Origin of the sequence: Nocardia speluncae NBRC 108251, assembly GCF_001613245.1 — a bacterium.
GTDB lineage: Bacteria > Actinomycetota > Actinomycetes > Mycobacteriales > Mycobacteriaceae > Nocardia > Nocardia speluncae.
Window position 1 is genome coordinate 98,461 of record NZ_BDBZ01000035.1, and the last position, 14,553, is coordinate 113,013.

At 66.0% G+C, this 14,553-nt stretch carries 13 protein-coding genes; 10 read left to right on the plus strand and 3 right to left on the minus strand.

Annotation, left to right across the window (positions count from 1 at the left end):
* Window positions 1-11 precede the first annotated feature (11 nt).
* Genes NS6_RS25345 through NS6_RS25375 form a run of 7 tightly spaced genes read left to right on the plus strand, consistent with a single transcriptional unit; the run spans window position 12 to window position 7,210 of the window.
* A complete protein-coding gene (locus tag NS6_RS25345; RefSeq protein WP_068046419.1) occupies window positions 12-1,055 on the plus strand; it encodes an ABC transporter substrate-binding protein in 1,044 nt (347 codons plus the stop codon).
* Window positions 1,055-1,837 carry an ABC transporter ATP-binding protein gene (locus tag NS6_RS25350; protein WP_157112936.1) on the plus strand — a complete coding sequence of 261 codons (783 nt, stop codon included), beginning with the start codon at window positions 1,055-1,057 and terminating at the stop codon, window positions 1,835-1,837. The genes NS6_RS25345 and NS6_RS25350 overlap by 1 nt, the downstream gene beginning before the upstream one ends.
* Window positions 1,834-2,724: an ABC transporter permease gene (locus tag NS6_RS25355; protein ID WP_068046422.1), complete on the plus strand. Its 891-nt coding sequence runs from the start codon at window positions 1,834-1,836 to the stop codon at window positions 2,722-2,724. The genes NS6_RS25350 and NS6_RS25355 overlap by 4 nt, the downstream gene beginning before the upstream one ends.
* Window positions 2,721-4,811, plus strand: a complete 2,091-nt coding sequence (locus NS6_RS25360) for an acetate--CoA ligase family protein (RefSeq protein ID WP_068046425.1) — start codon at window positions 2,721-2,723, stop codon at window positions 4,809-4,811. Before NS6_RS25355 ends, NS6_RS25360 begins: the two co-directional genes overlap by 4 nt.
* Window positions 4,808-5,593 (plus strand): enoyl-CoA hydratase/isomerase family protein, encoded by a 786-nt coding sequence (locus tag NS6_RS25365; RefSeq protein ID WP_068046428.1) that lies wholly within the window; start codon window positions 4,808-4,810, stop codon window positions 5,591-5,593. Before NS6_RS25360 ends, NS6_RS25365 begins: the two co-directional genes overlap by 4 nt.
* Before the next feature lie 32 nt (window positions 5,594-5,625).
* Window positions 5,626-6,390, plus strand: a complete 765-nt coding sequence (locus NS6_RS25370; protein WP_084471398.1) for an enoyl-CoA hydratase-related protein — start codon at window positions 5,626-5,628, stop codon at window positions 6,388-6,390.
* Window positions 6,391-6,403: 13 nt separating this feature from the next.
* Window positions 6,404-7,210, plus strand: a complete 807-nt coding sequence (locus NS6_RS25375; protein ID WP_068046430.1) for an IclR family transcriptional regulator — start codon at window positions 6,404-6,406, stop codon at window positions 7,208-7,210.
* Between the two features lie 217 nt (window positions 7,211-7,427).
* Here the strand turns inward: NS6_RS25375 and NS6_RS25385 are convergent, their stop codons facing one another.
* The gene (locus NS6_RS25385; RefSeq protein ID WP_068046969.1) at window positions 7,428-7,673 is read right to left on the minus strand and encodes a hypothetical protein; all 246 of its coding nucleotides are present in this window, start codon (window positions 7,671-7,673) and stop codon (window positions 7,428-7,430) included.
* Window positions 7,674-7,820: 147 nt separating this feature from the next.
* Window positions 7,821-8,081 carry a 30S ribosomal protein S20 gene (gene rpsT / locus NS6_RS25390; protein ID WP_068046432.1) on the minus strand — a complete coding sequence of 87 codons (261 nt, stop codon included), beginning with the start codon at window positions 8,079-8,081 and terminating at the stop codon, window positions 7,821-7,823.
* Window positions 8,082-8,398: 317 nt separating this feature from the next.
* Between rpsT and NS6_RS25395 the strand changes: the two genes are divergently transcribed.
* Window positions 8,399-9,193 (plus strand): aquaporin, encoded by a 795-nt coding sequence (locus tag NS6_RS25395; protein ID WP_068046435.1) that lies wholly within the window; start codon window positions 8,399-8,401, stop codon window positions 9,191-9,193.
* 22 nt (window positions 9,194-9,215) lie between these two features.
* On the opposite strand, the gene NS6_RS25400 is transcribed toward NS6_RS25395, so the two are convergent.
* Window positions 9,216-9,797 (minus strand): type II toxin-antitoxin system PemK/MazF family toxin, encoded by a 582-nt coding sequence (locus NS6_RS25400; protein WP_068046438.1) that lies wholly within the window; start codon window positions 9,795-9,797, stop codon window positions 9,216-9,218.
* Window positions 9,798-9,974: 177 nt separating this feature from the next.
* On the opposite strand from NS6_RS25400, the gene lepA reads away from it, so the two are divergent.
* Complete coding sequence (lepA, locus tag NS6_RS25405) at window positions 9,975-11,846, plus strand: translation elongation factor 4 (RefSeq protein ID WP_068046440.1); 1,872 nt, start codon at window positions 9,975-9,977, stop codon at window positions 11,844-11,846.
* A gap of 151 nt (window positions 11,847-11,997) precedes the next feature.
* Complete coding sequence (locus tag NS6_RS25410) at window positions 11,998-14,499, plus strand: hypothetical protein (protein WP_068046443.1); 2,502 nt, start codon at window positions 11,998-12,000, stop codon at window positions 14,497-14,499.
* The last annotated feature ends 54 nt before the right edge of the window (window positions 14,500-14,553 follow it).

Below are 14,553 nucleotides of genomic sequence, written 5' to 3' on the forward strand. Positions count from 1 at the left end.
GGTCCAACAGCATGAACAGATCCAGCAAACTCCTCACAGCGCTGTGCGCTGCCGCACTGACGACGACCGTCGCCGCGGCGTGCGTATCCCCCGGAAGCTCGACAGACGATCCCGGGGCCGGCGGACTGATCTCGACGAAGGCCGTCGGCGGCGGCGCATCGATGAGTTACACCGTTCCTCAGCTCATCGATTCGATGGACGCCGGCACAGCGAATGGGCTCGACGTCACCTACCAGGGCACAGGCACCTCCAGTAGCAATATGGTGGCCGCGGTGCTCTCGGGCGAAGCCGATTTCGCCTTCCCGGCAGCGACCACCGCCATCGACACGATCCAAGAGGGCGGCGATATCGTCATCGTCGCCGGCGGGCTCACCTCCGCGTCGATCCTGGGCCTTCGAAACGATGTGGTCCAGCGCACGGGCGTCTCGGCGGAATCTCCTGTGCGCGAGCGTATCCAGGCACTCAGAGGTTTGAAGTTGGTGACCTCGCCGGAGGGATCCGGGAACAATACGATGCTTCGCAAGATCATTGTCGAGGGCGGTCTGGATCCCGACAAGGACGTGGAGATCATCGGTGTCCAGGATCCGTCGGCGATCGTCGGCGGGGTGAAGCAGGGGCGATTCGACGGGGGCTTCTACGGTGCCGGAGTGCTCGAGGCCAATATCGCCGACGGCGACGCCCAGATGTGGTTGTCGACACCGCGCGGCGATATGGACGATCTGCTCCGCGACCAGATCGGCATGGTGATGGTCACCTCCAAGAAAACCCTGGAGAACAAGCCGGACCTGGTCCGGGCAATGTTCGACACTGTTGTCGATGTCGAAGAGTCCATCGCGAGCGACCCCGCAGCCGCGGGGGAACTGCTGAAGAACGACTGGTTCCCCGAGCTCGATACCGAGGTGTTCGACCTCGCCTGGGAGCAGGCTCAGCACGCATACCCCGTCGACGGGCTGGTCACCGAAGCACAGTTCGACGCCATTCTCGACTTCATGACAACCGAGGACAAGAAGTACACGCTGGAATATGCAGACTCGGTGTACCAGGGAGCACGGTAGTGGGGGGCGGCAAACTGCTGGAACTGTCCGGGATCCGGATTGGTTTCGGCGACGGACCCGACGTCATCGCCGACACCAGTCTGGTGATGTCCGCCAACGAGTTCGTCAGCGTGATCGGCCCCTCCGGTTGTGGAAAGTCCACGATCCTGAATGCCGTCGCCGGTCTCATGCCCGTCCGCAGTGGCCGAGTCGACTACCGGGGCAAGACTGTTCAGAAGGTGAACACCGATGTCGGCTATATGACGCAAGGTGACACATTGTTGCCGTGGCGGACGGTCCAGGAAAATATTGCGACCCCGCTCAAACTTCGCGGATTCCCCAAAGCAGCGATTCGCCGGAAGGTGGATGCGTTGATGAAGATGCTGGATTTGGTCGACGCCGCGGACAAGTTCCCGGCCCAGCTCTCCGGCGGGATGAAGAGGCGGGCCTTGTTGGCGCGCAGCATGATCTACGAACCCGAGCTCTTGCTGATGGACGAACCGTTCGCCGCGCTCGATGCGCAGTTGCGCACGCAGATGCATCGGGAGCTACGGCGGACGATCGCCGAGACCGGGCAAGCGGTGCTGTTCATCACCCACGACATATTCGAGGCAGTGCTGTTGTCCGATCGTGTCGTCGTATTGGGCGGCCGGCCCGCAGCACCGATCTCCGAACATCATGTGCCGTTCGGCCCGGACCGGGACGTGGAAGCGCTGCGCTTCGACCCCGAGTTCGTGCGCTTGGAGAAACGGGTGCACGACGCGCTGGGCGAGGCTCGAACGATGTCCAAGGCGGCGTCATGAGCCCGGTGGAGAAAAAAGCACAGGGCAGCTCGGTGCCGAGCACGCAGCTACCCGATGCCCCGGCCGGAGAAGGATCGGCTCGGGTGCCGGTCGAATCCACATCCACGGCATCACCGAAGCGCGCACGATGGAGTGTGCCGCTGATCCGGCTCACCATCGTGCTCGGCGCGCTGGCGCTGTGGGAGTACGCTTCGGGCCGGGTGATCGACGAGTTCTTCATCAGCCGCCCCAGCGAAATCGCACAGGTCTGGCTGCGCTGGGTGGGCGACGGAACCCTGTGGTACAACGCGTCCAGCACCTTCCTGTCGGCTGCTGTCGGCTTCGCTCTCGGCGGTACGGCCGCCATTGTTGTCGGCTACATTCTCGGCGGTTCACAGCGATTGGCCGAGGTCTTCGAGCCGTTCATCACCTCGATCTACAGTCTGCCCAAACTCGCGCTGGTGCCGCTGTTCGTGATGTGGTTCGGGACCGGGAGGCCACTTCAGCTCGCGATCTGCGGCTTGGTTGTCTTCTTCCTCATGTTCTACAACACCTACTACGGGATCAAGGACGTCGATCGCGGCCTGATCGACGCCATGCGGGTGATGGGTGGCAGCAGGTGGGATATCGCGACCCGGGTTCGGCTGCCCTCGGCTCTGGTGTGGGTTGTCGCCGGGCTGAAACTGTCTGTCCCACAGGCGCTCGTAGCCGTGGTGGTTGCCGAGATCCTGGCGTCGAACCGGGGCCTGGGCCACCTGGTCGCGCTCAACTCCGGCCAATTCAACTCCGCCGGCACCTTTGCCGCCGTCGCGACACTGTTGCTCGTCGGTATCACTATCGACCGGTTGCTCGCCGTCGCGACTCGGCGGGCGCTGATCTGGAAGCAGGAAGGACCGGCAGGCCGATGACTGTTGTAGAAACCAACTCCCGACCCACACGGTACGACCTGGGCGCGTTGCTGAATCCGCGTCGCATTGCGGTCGTGGGCGCGAACGATCGTAGCGAGGCATTCACCGGCGGGACCGTTGTCAATCTCCGTCGGCACGGCTTCACCGGCGAGGTGTATCCGATCAACCCGCGCCGCGACGTGGTCGGCGGCTACCGGGCGTACCCGGATCTCGGTGCACTGCCGGGACCGATCGACCAGGCAGTGATTGTCGTGAAAGCCGACTCTGTGGTCCCGATGCTGGAGGAAGCCGTGGCTGCGGGAGCCGCAGCGGCGATCGTCATCTCGTCCGGCTTCGGTGAAGGCGCAGCCGACGCGGACGGCCGACGCCGGGCCGCGCAGCTGCAGGAATTCCTGGCACGGAACCCGATTCCGATTCTGGGTCCGTCGACGACCGGACTGGTGAACCTCAACGACGATTTCGTTCCGCGGGCGGTCACCAATCACCTCGAGCCGGGCCGGCTACGCACCGGCCCAGTGGCGCTCATCTCACAGTCGGGCGCCGCGAACAACGCGGTATTCAACCGGGCGCAGTCCCACGGGGTCGGTATCGGGCTCGCCGTCGCCACCGGAGTTCAGGCCAATATCGGGGTCTGGGATATTGCCCGGGTCGCGGTCGACGACCCGCGGATCACGGTGCTGGCCATGCTGGTCGAGGACTTGGGCACGCCCGCGGATTACGAGAGTGTGCTGCGGTCGGCGGTTCGGGCACGCAAGCCGGTGGTGCTGCTGCGGACCGGCCGCAGCGAGGTGGGCCGGTCTGCGATTGCCACCCACACCGGTTCACTGGCGGGCAACTGGGCCGTCGAGCGGGAGATGATGGCGGCACTGGGGGTCATCCTGGCGGCCGACCTCGACCAACTGTGGGAGATCGCCGCCGTCGCAACGCACTGGGGGCCTGCTCCGCACCGCCGGGTCGATCTCGGCGTGATCGGCATGTCCGGTGGCGAAGGCGCCGTCATCGCCGACCATGCCGACGAGGCCGGCATCGCGATGCCCGATGTTTCTACGGCCTTCACCGAACTGGTCGGCGAGAAACTGACTCTCGCGGGAGCCGGCAACCCCTTCGACCCGACCGGGGAAGCGATCGGCCGGCAACAGAACGCCTTGGATGCCATGGCGGGCTTCATCACCCGCAACGACTACGACGTGCATCTGTTGGCATTGAACGCGCAGGCAGTTCCCGCCGAAGGAGGTCTGCTCGACCACCTGTTGGACAGGCTGTCGGCCACCGGCGCCCGGATCGGCATTTCGTATTGGGACATTCCCGGATACTCCGATGGTCTGGCCGATCGTTTGGCGGCGTTCGCCGGACCCGTGCTGCCCAGTTCGGGGCGGATGATCGACGCAATCGGCGCCTGGTCGCGAGGCAGAGCCATCGCACCGGCACCCGAGTTCGAGCAACCGGCCACGCCGCTGATGGCCGGCGAAGTGGTCGACTACTGGACTGCTCGATCGGCATTGAGCGAGGTCGGGGTGCCGTTCGCCGAAGCGGCGCTGGTACACGACGGACAGGCCGCGATGAGGGCGGCCCGGGCGATCGGTTACCCAGTGGTGCTGAAGGCGAATGTCGAGAGCACCGTGCACAAGGCGGTGGCGGGGCTGGTCCGCCTCGGGATCACCGAGGCGGAGTCCCTGATCCGGCATTTCACCGAACTGAGTGACGCCGGCAACGGGGTGGTGGTGGAGAAAGCGGTGCTCTCGACCTCTTCGCTCATTGTGGGCACAGTATTCGATCCGCACGTGGGGTCGGTGGTGGTGGTGGGCAGCGGCGGCGGCGCCGCAGAACACCTGCAGGACACAGCGGTGTGCCCGACCCGGCTGCTGACCCTGTCGGCAGCACAGGATGCATTGCGCAGGTGCGCGATGGGCAGATTCCTCGAACGCCGCGAACCGGAGCGGTTCATGCAGGTAGCAGAGCTTCTGGTCGATCTCGGCCGGGCAGTCGACGGACAGGTGATCTCGGTGGACCTCAATCCCGTGGTGGTTACTCCGGCGGGCATCGTCGCGCTCGACGCCCGCATCGAGAATCTGGAGCAACGACCATGAGCCACAATGTCACCTCGACGGTCGAAGACCGGATCGCGACCATCTCGCTCACCGCCGTGGACCGGATGAACGCACTGGACTCGGCCACCATCAGTGAGCTGATCTCGGCTTTCGAATCGGCACACCACGATCACGAGGTCTGGGTCGTGGTGTTGCGAGCCGAGGGTGACCGGGCGTTCTGCGTGGGGCGTGATCTGCGCGAGGTGGGGTCCAATGATGCAACGCGGCCGGAGACGATCGATTCGGTGCCGATGCGCGGGCTCGAGCGCAATCTGTTCGAGGTGATCGTCGAATGCGCGAAACCGGTGATCGCGGCAATCTTCGGCCACACCTTGGGCGGTGGCGCGGAGTTGGCGCTGGCGGCCGATATCCGCATTGCAGCAGATGATCTCTCGATCGGATTTCCCGAGGTGACAAGGGGGTTCGGTGCCAACTTCGCCTCGGTGGTCCTGCCGCGAACAGTGCCGATTGGCGTGGCCAACGATCTGCTGTTCACCGGTCGCAGAATCGGGGCGTCCGAGGCGGCGGCCATCCACCTGGTCAATCAGGTGGTCCCCCCGGCCGCCCTGGACCGTTCGGCACGTGACTACGCCGAGACCCTGCGCTCGAATGCGCCGTTGACGATCCGCCGATACAAGGCCATGGGTACCAAGACCCAAGGACTACCACTCGCGGCGGCGCTACGCCTGGACGCATCCCCGAACCCCTATCTGAGTGAGGACCGCAGAGAAGGCGTCGCCGCGTTCTTGGCGAAACGAAACCCGGTGTGGGCAGCTCGTTGACCGCCCTCCACCCCATAGACGAAGGAACATCTGTGACCGAGTTGGTGCACCTGGAAATCGACGCCGCTATAGCAACCGTCACCCTTGACTCGCCGTCCAATCGGAATGCGCTCTCCCGCCGGCTGGTGGCCGAACTCCGAGCACATCTGAACACTGCCATGTGCGACACGCAGGTACGTGCGGTGATCATCACCGGCACCGGCCCGGTCTTCTGTGCGGGCGCGGACCTGAAAGAACGGAGTCGGCCCGCCGACCCCGGCCAACCGGATCCCTCGTTCGCCGACATCCTCCGGCTGATCATGGAGGGCCCGACTCCGGTGGTGGTCAAGATGAACGGGCCGGCGCGCGCCGGCGGCCTCGGCATCGTCGCCGCGAGCGATATCGCCATAGCCCCCACCACTGCGACATTCGCTTTCAGCGAGGTGAAAATCGGTGTGGCGCCGGCAATGATCGCAGTGCCCTGCACTCGTCGGATGACGCCGCGCAGCGTCTCCCGTTACTTTCTCACCGGAGAGACCTTCGATGCCACCACCGCAGAAAAAGTGGGTTTGGTCAGTATCGTCACCGACGATGTCGACTCGGCGTGTGCCGGAATCGCCGCTGCGCTGCGCGACGCCGGCCCCAATGCGCTGGCGGCTGCCAAGAAGTTGATACCGATCGCACGAAACCTGGAACTCGGCGATGCCCTCACAACGATGGAAAGGGAGTCGGCCGAACTGTTCGCAAGCAGCGAGGGACAGGAAGGTATGGCAGCCTTCGTGGCGAAGCGGAAACCCGAATGGGCCCAGTTCGACTGACAAGGATGAGATCGTGAAGGGAAAGCACCATCGCGGCGTCGATCGAACCGTCGCGATCCTGGAGTCCGTCGCCCGCCGCCGCGACGGCCTCACGCTCACCGAACTGGCCAGGGCACTCGATGCCCCGGTCAGCTCGGTACAGCAACTGGTGTACGGACTTGTCGCGGTGGGCTTCCTCAACGAGGACGACCGGCGGTTCACCCTCGGCCCCGGGGCCTTCGCCTTGACGATGCAAACGGACTGGCGATCGATCGCGCCGATCTCACACGAGCTGGTCGAAGACCTGTCCGCCGAGCTCGGGTGCACCATGGCGCTGGGCCTGCTCGTCGGCGACAATCTGATGTATTTCGATGAAGCAGGCTCTGATCCGGCGATCGAGTATTACGCCACGTCTCGCAGCCGTCGCCCCGTTCTGGCCAGCGCGGGAGGTAAGCGACTGCTGGCGGGCCTACCGGACTTCGAATTGCAGCACCGGTTGCGCAGTTTGAGCGAACGGCATCCGGCCGGCGAGGTCGACCAGTTTCTGGCGGAGCTGCCCGAGATCCGGGCCACCGGCTTGGCCTACGGGCGGGCGCTCGAAGACATACTCGCTGTCGCCGCCGGAATTCCGGGTCGGCGTGGCAAGCCGGCCGCGGCGCTGATCGCGGTCGGTTCGCCGGCGTCCATGGTCGGCCGGATCGACGATGTGGGAGCAATTCTGCTGGAGCGTATTCGTCGGCACTGTGTAGCGCCGGATCCCCGCGACGAGCGATTCACGGATACGGTGGCGCAGCCCGAGACCGGCTCTGTGCCCTGGGAATCTCTTCCGCACCACGGGTGAGCGTTCGGCTGCGCCGTGCAGCGCATGCCCGACTACACGACCGGCCGTACAGCCGATCGACCGGGATCGTCAATGCCGTCGAGTGCGGTATCAGCCAGCTGAAACAACATCGGGCCGAGGCGACTCGGTTCGACGAACTCGTCGTCCGCTACCTCGCCACGCTCCATATCGCCGCAATCAATCCATGGCTCGGTGACAGCTGCCCGACGTCGAGACGCTAGTCGACCGCGCTGAGTTCCAGCGCTTCCTCCGCGACTTCCTCGAAGCGCCCCTCCCACTCTTCGTAGACGGGGGTCTCCTCTTCCCGGGTGACCATCCAGACGACGACCTGGCTGCCGTCGTCATCGGCGGGTACCAGCACGTTCTCGATTTTCACGCCGATACCGAGTACCTCGGCGGCGCGGATGACGCCGGGCAGATCCTCGGCTTGAGCGACCGCCTGGTTCGCATACAACATAACCATGGGCCGCATGCTACGACAGCCGCTCGGCCTCCGGGCGCCCGCCATCCGGTACTGCCTCGGAAAACATGCCCTGACCGAGCCAGGGCATACCAAAAGCCGCCGTGGTCATCGAAGCCCCGGCGGCTTTGTTCGAAAGAGTTCGGTCTGTCAGAGCTTGTTCAGCGCGAGTGCCATCGCCGACTTCTTGTTGGCGGCCTGGTTCGCGTGAATGACGCCCTTGGAGGCGGCCTTGTCGAGCTTGCGGCTCACGAACTGGAGGCGCGCGGCGGCGCTCTCCTTGTCGCCGGCAGCGGTGGCTGCCCGGAAGGCCCGGATATGGGTGCGCAGTTCGGATTTCACCGACTGATTGCGCTGGCGCGCCGCCTCGTTGGTGCGGATCCGCTTGATCTGGGATTTGATATTGGCCACGCCGGTATCCTCTGGTTCCTGTCTGGTTCGGTCGGAAAGTCTGTATGCGCGTACCAACCCTGATTACAGCCGACTCGGAAAACTCCGGGCACGGGGTACGGCAATGCCGAGTAGCCAGGCTACCAGCAGTGGGCGGGGCGGCGAAATCGTGGGTGCGTTGCAGCAACGTGACCTGCCCGTATGTCGTTGTGAAGAGCCCTCGTGCCGCGTAAGGTGCCGGGAAGTTCGGCCCATATGGTTTCGCAGCAGGACCCAGGTTCTCCCGGTGCGCGTCCCGACCATGCAGCGGGGCGGCGATCTTCTCGGAAGGCGGCGTCATGTCTCCCACTGCGCAGGAACGAGAAGCTGTACTCGAAGGTGTCGAGCCCGCGGATATCGCTGATACAAAGAAATGGTTCGCCGAGGCGATCGGCACCTTCGTCCTGGTGATGGGGGGTGTCGGAACGGCCGTCCTGGCCGGTGAGAAGGTGGGGCCGCTGGGGGTTGCCCTGGCGTTCGGCCTGTCTCTGCTCGTATTGGTCTACGCGATCGGGCCGGTCTCCGGCTGTCATGTCAACCCCGCGGTGACTGTGGGGCAGCTCATGATGGGCAGGCTTTCGCCGATGAGTGCGGCGGGCTACATCGTCTCCCAGGCGATAGGCGGCCTGCTCGCCGGCCTGGTGCTGTTTGCGATTGCCAAGAACCTGCCTTCCTACGACCGTGCTTCCTCGGGGCTGGGCGCCAACGGCTGGGGTGAGCACAGTCCGTCGGCGGTCACCGGTCCGGGCGGTGAGGTGGTGATCCAGGAGGGGTACGGAATGGCCGCGATGATCATCGTCGAGGTGATGCTGACCGCGCTGCTCGTTTTTGTTGTTCTGGCCGCGACCGACCGTATTTCGGAGATTCCGCAGGCCGGGTTGGCCATCGGGTTCACCCTCGCGGTCATCCACCTGATCGCGATTCCGGTGGACAACACCTCGGTGAACCCCGCGCGCAGCCTGGCCGTGGCGCCTTATCAGGACGGCGCAATGGGGCAGTTGTGGGCGTTCATCCTGTTCCCGCTGATCGGTGGCGTGCTCGGTGCGTTGCTGTACGGGATGTTGTTCGGGCGGTCCCGGGAACTGCAGGCCTGATCCGTCGGTGCCGGGGCCCGGCTCAGTTCCAGCGGTATTCCCGGACCAGGCGATGCGCCACCCGGTCGAACAGTTTGCGCGGCAGGATGGCGCCCTCCCGGCGGATACCGTCCTCGGGGACGTCGAGTACCCGGTCCAGCCGGACCCAGCTGGCTCTGCCCTGGTGGTCCCAGATGCCGGCGCCGATCCCGACCCATTCGGGATCCTGCTCGCGGTCCGGGTTCGAGCTGAGCATCAGTCCGAGGAGGGTGTGTCCGTCCCGGCCCACCACCAGTACCGGCCGGTCCTTGCCGTTGCCGGGATCCTCCTCGAAGGGCACCCAGGTCCAGACGATTTCGCCGGGGTCGGCGCGGCCGTCGAGCTGGGGCGCGTAAACGACCCGGCGGGCGCGCCGGGCGGTCGGGACCGGAGTGGAGGCCGCCGGGCGGACGGGGATGCTCTCGCCGCCGGTCACCGCGCGCGGTGACCGGCGGGTGGTGCGGATGCGGCCGCGGACGAGTAGCGCTTCCACCAGGCGTGGCGCCTGCCGCCGGACGAGTTTCGGCCCCTGCTGTATCGCGATCGCGGTGAGCTGTTTGCCGAGACTGTTCCAACTGCGGGGCATCTCAGGAGGATAACGGCACTCCCGGCCGATGCAGTATCGCTGCCGGGGTCACCACGGCAAGTCACCGGGGCAGAGTCGGGAGCGCGGGGCGGGCCGTTCGGCAGGAGGCGGGGCGGGGCCGGGGGGCCGGGGGCCCGGCTCACCATGGGACGATGGTCGTCAGTACGCCCGATACCCATGAGGAGTGGAGTGCCCGCCAGCTTCGCCGATACGACGTTCACCGATCCGTCGCGGATCCGGAACTTCTGCATCATCGCGCATATCGATCACGGCAAGTCGACGCTGGCCGATCGGATGCTGCAGCTCACCGGGGTCGTCGAGGAGCGGCAGATGCGCGCGCAGTACCTCGACCGGATGGATATCGAACGCGAACGCGGTATCACCATCAAGGCCCAGAATGTGCGGCTGCCGTGGACGCCCGAGTCCGGCGAGCACGTGGGCGAGAATTTCGTCCTGCATCTGATCGATACTCCGGGCCACGTCGACTTCACCTATGAGGTTTCGCGGGCACTGGAGGCCTGTGAGGGCGCGATCCTGCTGGTGGACGCCGCGCAGGGGATCGAGGCGCAGACGCTGGCGAACCTGTATCTGGCGCTGGACAAGGATCTGGAGGTCATCCCGGTCCTCAACAAGATCGACCTACCGGCCGCAGATCCGGAACGTTACGCGGCCGAGCTGGCCCATATCGTCGGCTGTGAGCCCGAGGATGTGCTGCGGGTATCCGGTAAGACCGGGGTGGGGGTGACCGAACTGCTGGACCGGGTGATCGAGCGGGTGCCGCCGCCGGTCGGCGACGCCGACGCACCGGCCCGGGCGATGATCTTCGATTCGGTCTATGACACGTACCGCGGCGTGGTCACCTATGTCCGTGTGGTGGACGGCAAGCTGACCCCGCGCGAGAAGATCAAGATGATGTCCACCGGCGCCACGCACGAGCTGCTGGAGATCGGGATCGTTTCCCCGGAACCCAAACCCACGGGGGGACTGGGGGTCGGCGAGGTCGGCTACCTGATCACCGGGGTGAAGGATGTGCGGCAGTCGAAGGTCGGCGATACTGTCACCTCCGCGCGGGCCGGTGCCACCGAGCCGCTCACCGGGTATCGCGAACCACGGCCCATGGTGTATTCCGGGCTGTATCCGGTGGACGGCTCCGACTATCCGGTCCTCCGGGACGCACTGGACAAACTCCAGCTCAACGACGCCGCCCTCACCTACGAGCCGGAGACCTCGGTGGCGCTCGGCTTCGGGTTCCGCTGCGGCTTCCTGGGTTTGCTGCATATGGAGATCACCCGGGAGCGGTTGCAGCGCGAATTCGGGCTGGACCTGATCTCCACCGCGCCGAACGTGGTGTACCGGGTGACGATGGAGGACGGTGCGGAGCACACGGTGACCAACCCGTCGTTCTGGCCGGAAGGCAAAGTGCGTGAGGTCTTCGAACCGGTGGTGAAGGTCACGATCATTGCGCCGAGCGAGTTCATCGGCGCGATCATGGAACTGTGCCAGTCGCGCCGGGGTGACCTCGGTGGGATGGACTATCTGTCCGAGACCCGCGTGGAACTGCGCTACACCCTGCCGCTGGCCGAGATCATCTTCGACTTCTTCGATTTGCTGAAATCGCGTACCCGCGGATACGCCTCGCTGGACTACGAGGAGGCCGGCGAACGGGAATCGCAGCTGGTGAAGGTGGATATCCTGCTGCAGGGCGAGGCGGTCGACGCGTTCAGTGCCATCGTGCACCGTGATGCCGCCCAGGCCTACGGGCACAAGATGACCACCAAACTGCGTGAGCTGATCCCGCGCCAGCAGTTCGAGGTGCCGATCCAGGCGGCCATCGGGTCGAAGATCATCGCTCGCGAGAACATCCGCGCCATCCGCAAGGATGTGCTGGCCAAATGCTACGGCGGCGATATCAGCCGTAAGCGCAAACTGCTGGAGAAGCAGAAGGAAGGCAAGAAGCGGATGAAGACCATCGGCCGGGTGGACGTGCCGCAGGAAGCGTTCGTCGCCGCGCTGTCCTCCGACGCCGATAAACCGAAGGACAAGAAGTAGCTGCCGGGTTTCCGCTGCCCCTCGCCCCCGCCTGGATATCGGCTGATAACGAAAATGTGACAGCTGTAGATGTCGACAATAGGCTGGTGGCGGATCCGCGCCGGATCGATGGCGGTGCGGTCGCTGACGCACGCGAGAGTGGAGTTATGGAATGGCGAGTGATCTGCCGTTCGACGACGAAGAAGAGGTCGCCGAACGGGGCGGTGACGCCGCCTATCGTATTGCCAGCGCCACCGCGCGAGTTGCCCGCGGCGGCGCGTATGTGACCGGTGGTGCGCTGATTGCCGCCAACGGTGGCGGGGTCCCGGCGTCACCCGAGGAATTGGACAGCCGCAATACCGGGTGGGCCCACAATGTCGACCCGGATCCCGACGTGCCCAGCCCGGTTGTCACCTTCCCGGACCCGGAACCGGTTGCGCCGCAGGACATGCCGTTCGGCTCGCCCGGTGACGCGAGTGTCACGATGCCGCTGCCGAACGGAACCTTCGATATCCAGATCGGCAGGCCGGGGGAATTCGGCTTCGAAGACCTGGGCTCCTACGATGCGCCGTACATGGACCAGGTCCCGGGGTTGGAGCTGATCCCCGGCGGCCCGGAAGGTGATTTTCCCGGATCCGGTTTCGTACCGGAGACACCGGGAACGGGTGTGCCCGAGTCGAATATCCCGGGTCTGCCGGAGTTGGGCCCCCCGGAGACTCCCGGGGGGATGCAGGGGTTCGACGGTATTCCCGGTCTGGGGGGCGATATTCCGGGGCTGGGCGGGGGTTTTCCCGGAGCCGGGAACGAAGGCCCCGGTGCGCCCGGGGGTTTCGAGCTACCAGCGCCCGGTGATGCTTTCAAGACCGATATCTTCGACCTGCCCGGGTTCGGGCTGAACCCGGCCGGTCAGCCGAAGGCGGTAGCACAGACCGCCGAATCCGGGCCCTCCGGCTGGGATTTCGGTGTTTCCGATCTGCTGTGCGGCGCGCGGGCCGACGCGGGCGGTTCCGGCGACGACGGTGCCTGGTTCGAGTTCTCGCTGGATACGGGAGGCTCCGGGTTCGCCGGGCTGGCACTCGGCGGTGCCGGTGGGTCTGTGCAGGTCGAATCGGATATGGGCGCCGATATCTCGGTGGGCTCAGGCGGTGTCCGGGTGGACGACAGCGAGTGGGATTTCGGGATCGCGGTAGACGACGCCTTCTCCCTCGACGATCAACTCGATCAGTACACCGGCTGGATGCAGGCCGGCGCAACGGAATCGCCATCCGGTGCCGGGCAGCCGGGTGTTGCGGAACCCGGCCGTCCAGTGGATGTGGATGCGGTGGTTACGCGCGACGACGCCGCGATTGCGATGGGCGGCAACACCGGTACCGGAACAGGCGCGGCCTCCGTGCAGAACGCAGCGGTCCCGGCGGGCACCGCCGGTCCGGCGACCTCCGGGATGTCGGTGGCCCCTGCCGCCGCCCCTGCCCCGCTGCCGAGCGCTCCCACGCCGGTGGCCGTCGCCCCGGCCGTACCTCCAGCACCGGTTGCGGTCGCGCCGATGGCGCCGGTGGCACCCGCTCCGGTTCCGCCGCCGGTGGCACCCGCTCCGGTTCCGCCGCCGGTGGCGCCTGCGGCGGTGGTTCCCGCGGTTCAGCCGGTCGCGGCCACCCCGTTGCAGACGACGGTGCAGCCCGATGTGGCGACCAGCCCGGTCGCACATGTTTTCCAGCCCCCGGCGGGGCCGTCGCCGTTGACCGCACCGGCGGCCGAGTTGCCGGATCTGTTCCACCGGCTGCCGCAGCCCGTTCAACCGGACCTGCCCACGGCGCCGGTGCTGCCGGGTGATTCCCTCACGGTGCTGCCGACCACCACGGCGCCCGTGACGACCTCCGACAGTGTCGCCACGACACCGGATACCACCACCGGCCCGGACGGCTCGACGACCACCGGCCCGAGCGGAACCACCACCAACGACGGGAGTACGACGTCGGTCGGCGGCAGCACGACATTGTTGCCTGGTGTGACCACCTCGCCGCAGGACAGCACGACATCACCGCAGGACAGTACGACCTCGCCGGACGGCTCGACCACGCCCACGGAACTCACCGAGACCGGTGGCTCGTCACCGACGAGCGCCCCGGGGGAATCGAGCACCGCCACCGAGGGGTCCACCACCGGAGAATCCGGCGGTGTAACCACCACCGCGCCGGGCTCTTCGACCGGTGGCTCAGGTGTCACCACCGAACCCATCGGTGGTGGTACCGGTGCGCCGAGTACCGGCGACCAGACCTCGGACACCGCTCCGTCCACCGTGGATCTGCCCACTCAGCAGATTCCGACCGTGGACCGGTCTGCGCCGGAGGCACCGACGATGGAGCAGCCGCAGGTACCGACTGTCAGCATGCCTGCGCAGCAGCCGAGCATGCCCGACGCGCAGCTGCCGACGATGCCGCAGCCGATGCCGACGCCATTGCCCGCGCCACAGGTCAAGCCGATTGCCGAACACGGCGCCGTGGTCGTTCCGTACGATATGCACGGGGTCGTCACCGCGACGCCCTACACCGATCACACGGTGCTGGGGTTTGCCGGTGGCGAGCTGACCGGTGATCTGTCGGCGGGATTTATGCCGCATACCGTGGCAGTGGCCGAAGACCCGGTTCCCGACCCCGCCTTCTGGGTATATTTCTGACGGTTCACGACCGCTCCCGGATTCGATCCGGTCGGGTGGGCGGGAGTGAAACGG

Excerpts from the sequence above, each read along its gene's own strand:
- NS6_RS25345 (WP_068046419.1), top strand. The coding sequence starts at position 12 with ATGAACAGATCCAGCAAACTCCTCACAGCGCTGTGCGCTGCCGCACTG.
- lepA (WP_068046440.1), top strand. The coding sequence starts at position 9,975 with ATGAGGAGTGGAGTGCCCGCCAGCTTCGCCGATACGACGTTCACCGAT.
- NS6_RS25360 (WP_068046425.1), top strand. The coding sequence starts at position 2,721 with ATGACTGTTGTAGAAACCAACTCCCGACCCACACGGTACGACCTGGGC.
- NS6_RS25355 (WP_068046422.1), top strand. The coding sequence starts at position 1,834 with ATGAGCCCGGTGGAGAAAAAAGCACAGGGCAGCTCGGTGCCGAGCACG.
- NS6_RS25385 (WP_068046969.1), bottom strand. The coding sequence starts at position 7,673 with ATGGTTATGTTGTATGCGAACCAGGCGGTCGCTCAAGCCGAGGATCTG.
- NS6_RS25395 (WP_068046435.1), top strand. The coding sequence starts at position 8,399 with ATGTCTCCCACTGCGCAGGAACGAGAAGCTGTACTCGAAGGTGTCGAG.
- NS6_RS25365 (WP_068046428.1), top strand. The coding sequence starts at position 4,808 with ATGAGCCACAATGTCACCTCGACGGTCGAAGACCGGATCGCGACCATC.
- NS6_RS25400 (WP_068046438.1), bottom strand. The coding sequence starts at position 9,797 with ATGCCCCGCAGTTGGAACAGTCTCGGCAAACAGCTCACCGCGATCGCG.
- NS6_RS25410 (WP_068046443.1), top strand. The coding sequence starts at position 11,998 with ATGGCGAGTGATCTGCCGTTCGACGACGAAGAAGAGGTCGCCGAACGG.